We start from the raw sequence: 14,112 nt of genomic DNA on the forward strand, positions 1-14,112 counted from the left end.
CATTCGCCTGCCGAAACAAAGGCGCGATCGGTCGATCGCGCCTTTTGCTTTTGCGGCAAGAACACGCCGTCACCTGCGCCGCTTTGGCGGTGCGGGCTTCTGTTGCTCCTCGCTTGGCTCGGCGGACAGCCGCTGCTTGCGAAGGCGGGCGGTCTTTGCGTCGCGGGCCTGCCGCTCGGCGTCGAGGATAATCCGCGACTCGCGATCCGCTCTCTCAAGCTTTTGCTTGTCGACCAATCGGGCCACTTCGTTCTCCGCCGGCATGTCACATTCCCTGAAACCAACCGTGTGCGGCAAGGTTCCGCCGGATGCCGGCCGCGAGCGATCGCGTCAGGATTTTGCCTGGCCTGACCGCTCGGCGCGATGACCGGCCTGCCAGCGGGTCAGTTCGCGCTCGGCCTCGGATATGGTCACGCTCATCAAGCCGTCGAATTCGGCCATGGCTTCCATGTGCCCATGATCAATGATGGATTTGCGAAGAATGCGCATCGCCAGAATAGCATCCTGCAACGCGCGGTCGATACTCTTGACCATGACAGGATCTCCTGCGGGCATAACCTGTCGGCGCGCCGCTGGTTCCGACTGAACGGCGTTGGATCTGCTTTTTTCAGCGCTATATCGTTGTGCTGGAGAAGCGCTCCCCTTCCGCTTCCTCCTCTCGCGGGGAGGGAAGACGGAAGAGGCGCTGTCCCCCGGATAGCACCAGGGAAGTGCCTTCGATGGCGATGAAGGGTGGGAAGCCCCTCAGGCCAGCCCCGGCTCGCGCCGCAATCCCAAATGGCGCACCTTGCGGCCAATGATCATCAGCCGGCGTGCCGTGTTGTTGCGCAGGCGCCGCGCGCGCCATTCCAGTCCGGTTTCGGTGGTGATCTGCTTGGCGTAGACGCTCACACGCATGCCGGCCTCGTCGGAGGCCACCTTGACCGGGTCATCATAGAAGGTGGCGATCTTGTCGGCCGCCATGCCTGGTGTTTCGAGCCAGGCGGGGATGTGGACCGAGGAGAGGCGCTCGACGTCGACCATGACCCGCCCGATGCCGACGCCGGGTGTCGGGCATGTCGTACAGAACGCGTCGCCAATGAAGACGACCCCATCGCGGCGATGGCCCTGCGTCGTGGTCAGATTGACCTGCCGGACCTCGACGGGACTCGCGACAGCGAAGTTGCCGCATTGCGCCGATATTTCGGGCATCAACTCACAAAGCATCTTCTGCGGATCGGACCGGAAATCCCTCGTCCATTGGTCGGCCACGGTGTGATAGACGAACATGTTGGCCCGCATCTTGTCGCCGAGCGGAAAAACGGTGAGATAGGCAACGCGGTCCGCCGCCCGCTTGCCGTAGCAGGTGACGGCCGGGAAGGCGCATTCGTCCCGCGGAATGGCGAGGTCGAAGCCCATCGAGAGCGAATGCGCCTTCGACAGCTCGACGCGCTCGACGCCGATGGCGCGCCGCACCGCTTCGCTGTAACCGGTGGCCACCACCAGCAGGCGGGAATTGATGACCCTGCCGTCGGCCAGCACCAGGCGCTGCCGGTCCGGCCCGGTCGAGACCTCGGCGACCTTGCCGACCGTGATCGGCACTTCGCGCGGCAGCGCGTCGCGCAGGCCGTTGATCATCGAGCCGTAGGAAAATGTGTATTCCCACTTCTGCTCGCGGGCGAACAGCTGGCCCAGGCGAAAGACGTGGACGTCGGTCACCGAGGTGACGTGGCGCATGACCGTCTCTTCGAGATCGAGCCTCGCGAAGAGCCGCATCTGATCCATGCCGATCTTCTCGGCCCTGAACTCGTCGTGATGGACGCGGTGCGGGTCGATCAGCGCTACCTTGCGCCCGGACTTTCCCAGAACCATTGCCAGGGTCGTGCCCGCCATTCCGGCGCCAACGATCGCCACGTCGACTTCGGCCGGGACAGCCTCGACGGTGGTCATCTCGCTGCCCTTCATGCTCGTCATCTTCTGTCTCCACAATCTGTGGTGGAATATATCTTCCGGACCCTGATCAACCTCAAGCAACCAGCGCGGGTGGCTGGTAGCAACAAACGTTTAGGTTAACTACGGCCGCCTCTTCTGTTTCCAGCGCGGCGCGATCGCCGAGCCATCGATGAATTCCAGGCCGCCCGCCTCGTTGAGCGTGTGCAGCTTGCGTCCACTCCATAGCGCGCCAGGAGTTAAGATGGTCTCGACAAGCTGGTCCATGCCGTTCAAATCAAGGTGAGTGACGCGTGCGATGCCAAGGGCGCCGCCGTAGCTCCTGCGGCAGTCCTGCACCGGGCGCAGCAACTGGCCATCGCGTTCCACCATGCGTCCGGCCGGCCGCGCCGAGGCGATGTCGATCAGCACCGGATTTTTGGGATGCGGGGTCCAGGGGCCACGAAAGTCCGGCGCCGACCACAGATGCAGTTCATCGGAGAACGCGCCGCCACCGTCCCTCGCGGTGCCTTCACCGTCCCGGACGGTGGCGAACAGCCACCACATGCCGCCATGCTCGACCAGGGTGGCGTCGCTGGCGACGATATCGGACAGCAGGGTCGCCTCCTTCACCCATCCACCGGGGAAGGCGGTGGCGCGGTAGAGATCGACCGTGCGGTTGGCGCAGCTTTCGGGCACCATCCAGACCTCGCCGTCACGCTCGAAGACGAAGGGGTAGGACAGGTGGTAGGGCAGGTCGAGCACCGGCTCCGGGCGGCCGATCGGCCCCGACGGGCCGAACGGCACCGCCGAGATGATGGCGCGGCCTAGACGGTGGATATAATCCTCGACGAACAGGGTTACCTGTCCCTGGTAAAGGATCGGGAACGGATCGGCGTAGAAGCGGCTGCCGTCGTCGGGCAGCTCTTGCCAGCCCGATGCCGGATGGGCGCGCAGATCGAACAGGTCCCGTCCGTCCGTCTCGCGCCAGCCGACCTTCCAGTGCGGGGCGTTGTAGCAGAGATGGTAGATCTTCTGGACGATGCGCCGCGCCAGCGCCTTGCCCGCCCTGACGCCGAGCTTGCCGGCCGAGGGCAGCGACGGCGCGGGCCTGTCGTCCGCCGGCTCGGGCAGGACGGGCAGGGCGCCGCGTGCAGCCCCCGTCACCGCCGCCAGGATCAGGCTCGCGGTGCGCGCCAGCATGTCCTGGAAGGCGGCAAGCGCGATGCCGCCATATTCGGTTCCGAGCCGCCCTTCGGCGACGACGGCGCCGTTCTCCTCGACGCGGGCCAGCGGCGTCCGGCCATCGAGGATCGACGCCAAAAGGGCGGCTTCGCCGGCGGCGCCGTCATAGGTCACACGCCAGACGCGCGTTGCCTCCTGCCGCGCGTCGCCGCACAGGTCGAGCACAAGGTCCGGCGCGGCGGGCGGCTGCGTGCGGTATGGTGCCAGCGCCGACAGCGGCAGGCGCTTGGCCAACCCGTCGGCGGGCAAGCCATGGATGACCGTTTCGAGCTGGAACAGCGCGGCTATGCTGCCTGGGACGCCGCTTCCGCGCGGGCGTGCGTCGACGCTGACCTCGACATTGGCGAGCGCCGCCAGGCGCCGCAGCAGCAGCAGGTGAAATGCACGGAGGCAGTCGCTGTCCAGGCGCAGGCTCACCTGCATGTCGCACCCCTAGAGTTCTGATGGTCGGTAAACTGGCCGGTGTTCGATTTTCGGGCACGAGAGATGGGCAACGGTCGGACTGGAGACAGGTGGCGCTCCATTTCCATTCGTTTCCCGCTCGCTTGCGCCCTGTCAACACGGCCCGTGTCTTTGCTACGCAAACTCCGTGCCAGAAATCAGAAGAGCTCCCAACATAATTAACAGTGTTTTAACAGTTGGAGTAATAGCTAGGCTGAAGCCGCAATTTAATCTTTTGGGGCACACGGAGTGTTGTCGGAGCGACCTTTGCAATCATCCCTGCTCTCGTTGCCGCAACAACACGCTCCGGAGGTGATGCAATATGCGCCGGAGCCACCACCGGCCGCGTCCTATCCATCCTCGAGCGTCGAGCTGGGTGACCTGAAGCGCATATTGGTGCGCCGCCGCTTCCTGATCCTCGCCACCGCCGCGCTGCTGACCCTTGGGGCGCTGCTCTACGGACTGTTCACGCCGGCGCTCTACAGCTCCGTGGCGGAAATCATCGTCGATCCGCAAGACCTGCAGGTGGTCACCAACGACGTCAATCCGAGCCGGGTTCCGCCCGATGGCGGCATCACCATGGTGGAAAGCCAGGTTGCCGTCGTCCAGTCGAGCGGCGTGCTGCTCAGGGCTATTGCGGCAACCAACCTGACCGAGGATCCCGAATTCAACGGGCAGGGCGGATTGCTGAGCCATTTGCTCGGCGGCGTGCTGGGTTCGGGGTCGGCCGAGACCGACAAGACGGGCAAGACACTCGATGCGCTGCGCCGGCGGCTGGCGGTCAAGCGGGCCGACAAGGTGCTGGTCCTCGACGTGATCGTCACCGCCAAGAGCGCCGACAAGGCGGCGAAGCTCGCCAATGCCATCGCGCAGGCCTACCTCGCCGACCAGGCGAGCGCGCGCGCCAAGATGGCCACGGATGCTTCCGACTCCATCACCGCGCGGCTGGAAGAGCAGCGCAAGCGCGTCCAGCGGGCCGAGAATGCGGTCGAGGCCTACAAGTCCGCCAACAACATGGTGATGGCCGCGGGCAATCTGGTCAGCGACCAGGAACTGACCGAGATCAACACGCAGCTCGCGGCCGCGCAAAGCCGCACCGCGACGCTGAAGGCGCAGGTCGACCAGTTGCGCCGGTCCGGCGGCGCACCGGACGCGACCTCGGAGGCGATGCGCTCGGCGGTGATTTCGAGCCTGCGGGCGCAGGAGGCGACGCTTGTCGACCAGGTCTCGCAACTCGGCACGGAACTCGGGCCGCGCCATCCCTCGATGATGGCGGCCCAGCAGCAGCTACGCGACACGCGCCAGCTCATCGCGCGCGAACTCGGCCGCATCGTCGCCGCCGCCGAAACCGACTATGAGCGGGCACTGGCCAACCAGCAGGCGCTGGAGGCCAAGGTCGCGGGCATGAAGAGCAAGTCGCTCGACACCGACCAGGCCTCGGTCAAGCTGCGCGAATTGCAGCGCGATCTCGAGGCGGTGCGCTCCGTTTACGCAACCTATCTGCAACGGGCGCAGGAAACGCGCGAGCAGGTCAATGTCGACAGCACCAATGCGCGCATCATCTCCGACGCCATGCCGGCGCTGAAGAAGAGCTGGCCGCCGCTGTTGCTGCTGGTATTCGGCGCGTTCTTCGGCGGTCTGGGGCTGGGTACCGGCCTCGCTCTGATCGCGGAATATTCATCGCCGACGGTGCTTTCCAGCGCGCAGATGCAATCGGCCATCGACGCGCCCGTGGTGGGCGTGCTGCCGGCAAGATCGGCGCGCCGCGGCTGGTGGCCTTTCGGCGGCACCACCACGCCGGCCGGACAGAAGATGGACGCCGTCGCCGGGCTGGCGCTGAGACGCCTGTTCTCTTCCAGCCGGCGTCCGCCGGACTGGCCGCTGGTGCCATCCGTCCTGCTGACGTCAGCGCCAGAGGACGCCGCGCAGCGGGGCCGGGTGGCGCGCCTGCTGGCCAACGCGGCGGCCGCCAGGGGCAGCCGTGTCCTGTTCATCGACACCAACAGTGCCGGCGGCGGCCAGAAGGAGCCGCAGCCCGGCCTGCTCGACGTGCTGCGCGGCGAATATGCCTTCGAGGCGCTGAGCCAGTACGCGCCCGGCAGCAACGTGGCGGTGCTGGGCAAGGGCCGGCCAAAGGCTGCCTTCTCCGAGGCGCAGGGCGTCTATTTCACGCAGCACATGCTGGCCCAGGCGAGCCGCAATTTCGAACTCGTCATCGTCGACGGCGGCGCGCTGGCCGACAATCTCAACGCCTCGCCGCTGGTTGCCATGGTCGACGAGATCGTGCTTGTCGCCACGCTCAACGCGACGCCGATGCGCGATGTCACGGCGGCTTCGCAGGCCATTTCCGTCATGGGGCGGTTGCCGACCGGCGCCTTGCTGGTCGACGAGGCGGCCTGACATGGCTGCCATGCGGGGTGCCGCCCGGTCCGCCACCCCAGCCGGCTGGGCCGGCCAGGGTCAAGTCGCGGCCACTCGCCCCGCCGGCAACTCGCTCGACTGGGTGACCGGCTACGGCCTGGTCGCGGTTGTCGCGTTGCTATTCAGCATCTCGGGCGGCATGCTGTGGCTGGTGGGCTACAATTACGACGGCCTGACCGGCAATCCGGCGACCAAGATCCATCCCTCGACCTATCTGCTCGTGCTGATGTTTGCCTGGCGCGCCTGCACCTTCGGCAACCCGGTCGGCTACACGCTGGCCATAGCCGACAGGCGGCCGGCGAGCGCGCTGCTGGCCGTCATGTCGATCATGCTGCTGGTCGTTGTCATCGTCAGGCAGCGCCCCGGCATGGCCGGCATGATCGACACTTTCGTGGCGCCGGCGCTGCTGGTGATGATGCTGGCCGAGGACGACGAAAGGACGTTCGCCCGGATGCGGACCGTCGTTCACGCGGTCATGACCGCGAACGCGCTGCTGGCGCTGTTCGAGTTCGCCACCAAGACGCTGGTCTTTCCCTACCGGCTCGACGGCGAGGTGTTCATGAACGACCTGCGCTCGACGGCGCTTCAGGGCCATCCGCTGTCCAACGCCACGATCACCGCGATCTACGTGCTGGCGCTGCTTTCGGGCTCGCGATCGCTGTCCATGCCGATGCGGCTCGGGCTGGTCGGCCTGCAATGCTCGGCGCTGGTCGTGTTCGGCGGGCGCTCGGCGATGGTGACGACGATCGCGCTCGGCGGCATCTACCTGCTTTTCAGCGGCGTCGTCTATCTGCGGCGAGGACGCATCAGCCTGCCGGGTGCCGCCCTCGCGGTCGTGCTCTGCTCGCTGCTGCCGGTCGTGCTCGCCATGCTGTTCTCCTACGGTTTCTTCGACGCGCTGCTGGAACGCTTCGTGTCGGACAGCGGCAGCGCCAATGCCCGCGTCGAAATGTTCGAGCTGTTCAAGCATTTCGAACTGCGCGACCTGATCGTGGGGCCCGATATCGATCTCATCGAAAGCCTGCGCCGTATCAACGGCCTCGAACAGGGCATCGAGAACCCGATCATCCGCCTGGTGCTCTATCAGGGCGCCTTCTTCACCTTGCTGTTGTTTCTCGGCTTCGTACTGTTCATGCACGAAGTGGCGCGCCGCTGCCATCCCGGCATCTGGCTGACGATGCTGGGCTGGCTGATCCTGCTCAACACCTCCGAAAGCCTGGCGTCCAAGACGACGCTGATGACCAAGTTCGTGGTAATCGCGCTGGTGCTGTACCGGCCGGCAAGGGCGATGGGGCGAGGAGTACAACGGTTGCAAGGGTAGCGCTCTACGGCGCCCCCCTCTGCCCTGCCGGGCATCTCCCCCACGAGGGGGGAGATTGGCGGCTTCTACGCTGGCTCTCTCTTGCAGCATAGGCGATTGGCGAAGGCGGACGTGCCTCCGATCTCCCCCCTCGTGGGGGAGATGTCCGGAAGGACAGAGGGGGGCGTGAAGGAACTCGACGATTGCCCGTGTGGGACGGCAACCTACCCCGCCATCCTCAACCCCAGCGCATCCACCATCGCCGGGTCGAGCGCGCGCGTCGTGTCGTCCATCATGCCCATGCCGTCGAAGAGGTCCCAGAAGGCCCAGGGGAAGCCTGATGCCTCGGCGCTCTGCCTGACATCGGCGATGTAGCGGGCACGGTCGGGGTTGGGGGCGGCGACGTATCGGGCGTCGGTGCGCAGCGCGCCGAATTCGCCCATGATGACTCGGCCAGGCGCGATGCCGTGGCTGTCGGCCCAGTCGCGCGCCTGGCCGATATATTTGTCGATGAACCAGCGGTCGGGCCTGGCGTCGAAATAGACCTTCAGCACGCGTTCGGTTTCGACATAGGCGGCCTGCTTGTCCGCTTCGGAGGTGTCGATGTCATCAGCCATGCGCGCCCTGACGGAGGCCAGCGTCTGTTCGAGCGAACCGGCGGAAGCCGGCCATGGCACGTTGTTCAGCGCGCGGTAGACGGGCTCGCGCATCCAGGGCGCGCCCTGGTGGCTGAACAGATAGGGTTCGTAGAAGTGGAAGGTGAACAGGATCGGCTCGAAGGCCGCCAGCGGTTCCGGGTCGAGCGCGGCGAGCCCGCTCACCATCGAGCCGCAGCCGCCGGTGACGACCAGCGGCAAGGCCGACGACGATGCCCTGGCAGCCGTCAAAAGGGCCGCCTGGACGTTCGACCAGACATTGGAAGAGCAGGATTGCGGCGGCTCGTTGACCGGTTCCAGCGCCACCATGCCCTGTGCGAAGCGCTGCAGCCTGCCGGCAAGCGTGCCGACCAGCGCGCGATAGGCTGCGAATTCGGGGGCGGCGGTGCTGGAGACCATGCGGTCGGGATTCCAGTAATGGGTGGCGCCGTTGGCCTGCACGTTGACGATGATGCCGAGGTCGGCATCGAGGGCGGCCGCGACGGCATCGTCCAGCATCGCCATCAATTTCGCGCGCGTGGCGGCGTCGGCGGCGAGGAAGGGGCCGGGATCGACCGGCAGGCGGATGAAATCGAGCCCGGTCCGGCGCAGCCGGCGAAGGTCGTCCGGTGTCGGCACCGGCCGCTGCGACTGGAAGGGCGGCCAGGCATAGTCGGTGCGCGGCGCGGGAAACTCGCGCGTCAGTGCGAACCAGGGCCAGGCATTGACGCCGCGGCGAAAGCGCCATTCGCCAGTGGCGGCCAAAGCGGGTGGCGCGAAAGAAAGCGCCGCCGTGGCGGGCGCCAGCGCCGTCGACAGCGCGGTCCTCAGCAGCCGCCGTCGCGACCAACCCGTCATACGGCGCCGGGCGAGGGGCGATCGACCGGCATGGCGCCGGCGGCGGTCACGCCCAGAAGCCGGTAGGCTTCGGTTTCATAGGCAAGCAGGACATCGTCCCAGCGGAAGACTTCGTTGGCGCGGGCCCTGGCGGCCGCGCCGCAGGCCCTGACCAGGGCGTCATCCTCCATCGCCTGCCGCATCCGCTCGGCGCAACTGCGCGCATCGGTGAAATAGATGGCGGCCGCGCCCGCGGTCCATCTGTTGTAGGGGTTGTCGTGCGCGATCACCATGTTGCCGGCCGCCAGCGCCTCGACCAGCGACGGGTTGGTGCCACCGACCGTGTGGCCATGCAGATAGGCGCGCGCGTGAAAACGCAGCGCCTTCACCGCCGCCTGGTCGTAAATGGCGCCGGGCAGCACCACCGAGGCATTGGCTGCGTCGCGGACGGCGACATGATAGGGAATTTCAGGGGAGAGCGTGCCCAGAACCACCAGCTTCATGTCGCGCTTCTGGCTGCAGAAGGCCTCGACGATGGGCAGGATGTTGTTGTCGGGCTCGATGCGCGCGATCGAGATCAGGTATTTGCCCGGCTCGAGGCCGAGCGCGCGCACCGGCGCCTCCGGCGCCGATGTCACCGGGTCGGCGCCATAGGTGATGGTGGCTATGGCGCTGCGCGGCCGGCGTGTCGCCAGGTGATCCGCGATCACCGGATGGTCGGCGACCAGACGGTGCGAGGCCCAGGCGCCGATCCACTCGTTGAGCCAGAACCATGTGCGCGCCGCCACACCCCATTTGGGCCGGCGCCACTCGATGCCGTCCATGTTGGTGATGATCTTGCGCCGCATCAGCCTCAGCCAGGTCAGGAAGACAGCGCCATTATAGCCGAGCACCAGGCAGACGCCGGGCCGACGGGCGGCGTCGAGCACGCATTGCCAGTCGAATTCCAGCGTCGCGCGCGGGCCCTTCGAGGCGACCTGGACATGGATCAGATCGATGCCTTTCCAGGTGTCGACGCGCACTCTCCGGTCGACCCGCTCGACCTCCTCCTGGCAGTAGACGCCGACCTTCCAGCCGCGCCCGACAAGAAACAGCGCCAGCTTCTCGGCGAAGGTCTCAAAGCCGCCATGGGCCGCGGGAATGCCGCGCGTCCCAAGGATCAGGATGGTGGGCGTTTCCGGTCTCATGGCTACTGGCGCTTTCAATCCGCTCGATTCCGCAATGCGAGGCTGTTCCAATCCCGAAACCGCTGCCTGGCGATATCCATACCAGAGTCGGGGTTCGCTCATTATCGCACCGGGGTTGTAAAATATTTCTTCAGGCCGCCGGGGTTGTTTCACTATCGGTCAACCTTCCATGCGTATGTATCGAAACGAGGCATTGCCGGGACCTGGCGGCCGCAAGACGGTCAAACCAGGCCCGGCACGATCCTTGCTCGTGGACTTCTGCGCGCCAGAATCGGCGGAGGGCGTGCAGCATTGGTGTGGTGATCCGGATGTCATCCGTTTCATGGCAACCAGTGGAGTCCAAAGGGGGTTGGACTTGAAGTTTCCGGTCGCTGATGCCGTCAGGCGGCGGAATCGTACACCACCCCTGACAGAAAGATGCATGTGAAGATGCGGATTGCCTGCATCCATCAGGGCTATGAACTCTATGGCTCCGACCGCAGCTTCGCGGAGAGCGTGGCCGCGTTGCGCGCCGCGTTTCCGTCAGCCGACATCGAAGTGGTCCTGCCGCGCGGCGGACCGATCGTGCAGATCCTCGAACCGCATGCGACCCGGATCGTCTTCGAGCCGCTCTGGGTGCTGAGGCGCCAGGCCATTGCGCGCCTTGCCACCATCGAGATGGCGCGGCTGCCGGTCGCGGTGCTGAGGGCCTGGCGGCGGCTCAGGGATTGCGATCTCACCTATGTCAACACCTCGATCGTGGCCGACTACGCGCTGGCCGCCCGCCTTCTGCCTGATAAGGCCGTGCTGCACATCCATGAAATTCCCGAAGGCGCCATGCGCAGGATCCTTGTCGGCCTGATGCATTGGAGCCGTGCCGATCTCATCTTCAACTCGCGCGCCACCCGCGCCGCGTTCGGCGAGCCCCGATCCGCGCGCTCCCATGTGGTCTATAACGGCGTTGCCGGCCCGCCGGCGGCCGAAGCGATGACCTATGACGGCAAGCGTCCGCTCAAGGTGCTGCTGCTTGGCCGCATCAACAGGATCAAGGGCCAGGAAGTGCTTCTGGAGGCGATCGCCTCGCTGCCGGCGGACCTCAGGTCGAGGGTCGAGGTGCGGCTGGTCGGCGGCGCCTTCGAAAGCGTCGAGCGCGAGCGCGCGCTGGCCGAACTGGTCGACGGCATGGGGCTCAGCGGACGCGTCAGCGTGCTGCCCTTCATTCCCGACCCGTCCGAGCATTATCGCTGGGCCGATATCGTCACCGTGCCGTCGCGGCGTCCCGAATCGCTCGGCCGCGTCGCCATCGAAGCGATGGCCTATGGCCGGCCGCCGCTGGTGTCGGCGATCGGCGGGCTGGTCGAGGTGGTCGCCGACGGCGAAACCGGCTGGCATGTTTCGCCCGGCGATGCCGCCGCGCTCGCCGGCAAACTCGAGGAAATCATCCTGCGGCCCGAGGCCTGGCGCTCCTTTGTCGCCGCCGGGCGGGCGCGCTACGAGGCGGTCTTCAGTGAGCCGGTCGCCGCGGCGGCGATCACGGCCATAGCCACGGACAAGCTGAAGGCAACCATCGGCAACCGCGCGCCAGGTGGAGACACGGCCGTGAAACTGCCTGGCCATCTGGTGCGGCGCCTGGTGCTGATGATCGGCGGCGAGGCGATGCAGAGCGGCTTCCACTTTGCCCTCAACATCGCGCTGCTGCACATGCTGTCGGCGCAAGGCTATGGCCTGTTCGCCATCGGCATGGTGATGGGCGGCGTCGGCCTGTCCTACATCAGGTCGCTCACCGCCGTTCCTGCCTCGATCTGGATGGGCAAGAGCACCAACAGCGCCGGCGTCAACGCCTATGACGTGGCCTTCGGGACGGCGGCGCTGGTCGTCGCGCTGCTGATGGCCGTCGGCACGGCGGTGGTGATGCGTCTTTTGGGCGATCCCAGCGGAATTGCCGCCGGCTGCTTCGTCGGTGCATGGTCGCTGCGCAGCCACATGCGCACGGCCTTCTTCGCGCGCCGCCAACAGGTGATCGTCTCCATCAGCGACGCCGCCTTCACCATCGCCGGCACCGTCATGGCCGGCCTGGCGATCTGGATGGCCGGGGACATGCTGCAGACCGTGTTCTACGCGCTCGCGGCGGCCAATCTGTTCGGCATCTTCGTCCTGGTCCGGCTGGCGCGCCGCACGATGCGCATCAGCTTCGGCATGCCGACGCGGCGGCGCTATGCAAGGCTCTGGGCCCAGCTCTGCTGGTCGGCATTCAGCGCCACCACCACCAACATCCAGGGCCAATGCCTGGCGCTGCTGGTCGCCGGCATTGCCGGGCCGGCCGCCTACGCGCCGCTGGCGGCGGTGATCGTGCTGTTCGCGCCGCTGCGCATCAGCAGCCTTGCCTTCGTGAACATGACGCAGCCGGAACTCGCCAAGCTGATGCGCAACAACGAGACGCGCCGTGTCTGGGCGCAGGCAAAGCTGTGGGCCCTCGTCATGGGGCTCGGCGCGGTGGCCTATGGATGCGCCATCCTGTTCGTCCTGCCGATGATAAAATCGCAGGCTCTCCAGAATGCGTCGGTGGAGTTCATCGGGCTTTTCGTGATCGCGAATTTCATCCCCATCATGCTCTACATCATGCCCCGCATCGTGCTGGAGATCATGGGCGACTTCCGCATCGTCGCGTTCATCACCCTGGGCGGGGCCATCGTCGGGCTGGCGTTGATCGCGATCCTGCTGGCGGTCGCGTCTCCGCCCTGGTCGCTGGCTGGTTCCGCGCTCTCCGAGATCTTCGTGCTCGTGGCATCGTGGTATTTCGTGCACCACCGCATGTGGAACATCGAACATCCGGACCAGCAGCGCGACAGCCGGCTGGGTTCGTGGCGGCGGGCGGTTTCGCTCGCCGCGGTAAGACGGTAGGAGAGGGACGTGTCAGGCCAGGCAGCGCAAATTGCCGCGGTGACCGACCTGCCCGGCGGGCAGGTCCCGCATCCGGCCGCCATCGCGGCGAACGACGCCTATACGGCGAAACTGCACACCAGCCTCGAGACGGCCAGGCCGCTCTGGCTGCGCCTGCAGGCGCAGGGCGTTTGCACCGGCCACCAGAATTTCGCCTGGGCGGAAGGGATCGTCGCGCGGCTGCTGCCGGAGAACGCGGAACTCCTCATCGTCGAGGTGGGCGACGCCGCGACGGGAGAACCCAGAATGCTTCTGCCGCTGATGCGGCGCAGGGCGTTCCACCATTGGGTGGTGGAATGGTTGAGCTGTGGCGTCTGCGACTATGCGGCGCCGCTGCTGGCCGATGCCAGCCCGTGGACCAGGCAATCCGCGCAGGCCGCGTGGGCGGCGGTGCGCTCGGCGCTGCCGCCGTCGGACCGCGTCCACATCGTGGGAATTCCGCGACAGATCCACGGCGTCGCCAATCCCCTGGCCTTGCTCCCGGCTACGCGCGATTCCATGCAGACCACCTTCGGCCTCGCCATCGACGGCGACCCGCAAACAGTCCTCAAGCGTCTTTGCAGGCCGTCCTTCGTCAAGGAATTCGGCAAGGACTGGCGTCGCCTCGAACGGCTTGGCGGCGTGGAGCTGGTCGAGGCCGGCGCGCCGGCCGGGGTCGAGCGCATCTTCGGTGAACTGCTGCGAATGCGGCTCGACCGCTTTCGCGAGCTTGGCCGCTTCGATTTGCTGACGCAGGAGAAGATCGTCGATTTCTACCGGAACGCGGCCATTCAGGGCCTGTCGGACGGTTCCGTGCGGCTTTTCGGGCTGCTCGTCGGCGAGGCTTTGATCGCGGTTCAATATCTCCTGGTTCATCAAGGGACTGTTCATGCTCTGCTGATAGCAATGGACCAGGGCGTCGTGCCCAACGTCTCGCCGGGGCTTGCAATCATGGGCAGGTTGATCGGCTGGGCGCGCGAACAGGGCTTTGGGTATTTCGACCTGTCCGTCGGCAACCAGAGCTACAAGGAACATATGGGCGCCAAGGGTTCGGTATTGGTCGAACTCCGGCATGGGTTCACGATGCGGGGCTGTGTGGCCAATGCCGCCATCGAGTTCCGCAGGCGGGCCGAGGCTTTCGTGCGCTCCAACCCAAGGCTGCTCAAAGCGGTCCAGGGAACGATGCGGGGTTTGCGGCGCTTGCGTGGTTGATGCCGGGGCGGGCCAGAACGGATAGGAG

At 66.3% G+C, this 14,112-nt stretch carries 10 protein-coding genes; 4 read left to right on the top strand and 6 right to left on the bottom strand.

The features are described from left to right. Window positions 1-69: 69 nt before the first annotated feature. From EN824_RS01430 to EN824_RS01445, 4 genes are all read right to left on the bottom strand, one after another. Window positions 70-264, bottom strand: coding sequence for a hypothetical protein (locus EN824_RS01430; protein ID WP_127870228.1), 195 nt, complete (start codon window positions 262-264; stop codon window positions 70-72). A 66-nt stretch (window positions 265-330) separates the two neighbouring features. Continuing rightward, entirely contained in the window at window positions 331-534 is a 204-nt protein-coding gene (locus EN824_RS01435) for a hypothetical protein (RefSeq protein ID WP_135931756.1), read from the bottom strand. A gap of 210 nt (window positions 535-744) precedes the next feature. After that, window positions 745-1,953, bottom strand: a complete 1,209-nt coding sequence (locus tag EN824_RS01440; RefSeq protein WP_189522109.1) for an NAD(P)/FAD-dependent oxidoreductase — start codon at window positions 1,951-1,953, stop codon at window positions 745-747. A gap of 99 nt (window positions 1,954-2,052) precedes the next feature. Next, entirely contained in the window at window positions 2,053-3,576 is a 1,524-nt protein-coding gene (locus tag EN824_RS01445) for a formyl transferase (RefSeq protein ID WP_135931757.1), read from the bottom strand. Between the two features lie 333 nt (window positions 3,577-3,909). On the opposite strand from EN824_RS01445, the gene EN824_RS01450 reads away from it, so the two are divergent. Further along, window positions 3,910-5,994 (top strand): Wzz/FepE/Etk N-terminal domain-containing protein, encoded by a 2,085-nt coding sequence (locus EN824_RS01450; protein ID WP_189343713.1) that lies wholly within the window; start codon window positions 3,910-3,912, stop codon window positions 5,992-5,994. A gap of 1 nt (window position 5,995) precedes the next feature. Beyond that, window positions 5,996-7,336: a VpsF family polysaccharide biosynthesis protein gene (locus EN824_RS01455; RefSeq protein WP_135865935.1), complete on the top strand. Its 1,341-nt coding sequence runs from the start codon at window positions 5,996-5,998 to the stop codon at window positions 7,334-7,336. A gap of 203 nt (window positions 7,337-7,539) precedes the next feature. Here the strand turns inward: EN824_RS01455 and EN824_RS01460 are convergent, their stop codons facing one another. Together EN824_RS01460 and EN824_RS01465 are read right to left on the bottom strand one after the other, a co-directional pair. Further along, window positions 7,540-8,808, bottom strand: coding sequence for a cellulase family glycosylhydrolase (locus tag EN824_RS01460; protein WP_135865937.1), 1,269 nt, complete (start codon window positions 8,806-8,808; stop codon window positions 7,540-7,542). After that, window positions 8,805-9,974 carry a DUF1972 domain-containing protein gene (locus EN824_RS01465; protein WP_135931758.1) on the bottom strand — a complete coding sequence of 390 codons (1,170 nt, stop codon included), beginning with the start codon at window positions 9,972-9,974 and terminating at the stop codon, window positions 8,805-8,807. The genes EN824_RS01460 and EN824_RS01465 overlap by 4 nt, the downstream gene beginning before the upstream one ends. A gap of 429 nt (window positions 9,975-10,403) precedes the next feature. Between EN824_RS01465 and EN824_RS35815 the strand changes: the two genes are divergently transcribed. After that, window positions 10,404-12,854, top strand: coding sequence for a glycosyltransferase (locus EN824_RS35815; protein WP_245520959.1), 2,451 nt, complete (start codon window positions 10,404-10,406; stop codon window positions 12,852-12,854). Window positions 12,855-12,863: 9 nt separating this feature from the next. Continuing rightward, window positions 12,864-14,084 carry a GNAT family N-acetyltransferase gene (locus EN824_RS01480; protein ID WP_135931759.1) on the top strand — a complete coding sequence of 407 codons (1,221 nt, stop codon included), beginning with the start codon at window positions 12,864-12,866 and terminating at the stop codon, window positions 14,082-14,084. Window positions 14,085-14,112 lie beyond the last annotated feature (28 nt).

The organism is Mesorhizobium sp. M8A.F.Ca.ET.181.01.1.1, from assembly GCF_004792025.1.
Classification (GTDB): Bacteria; Pseudomonadota; Alphaproteobacteria; order Rhizobiales; family Rhizobiaceae; genus Mesorhizobium.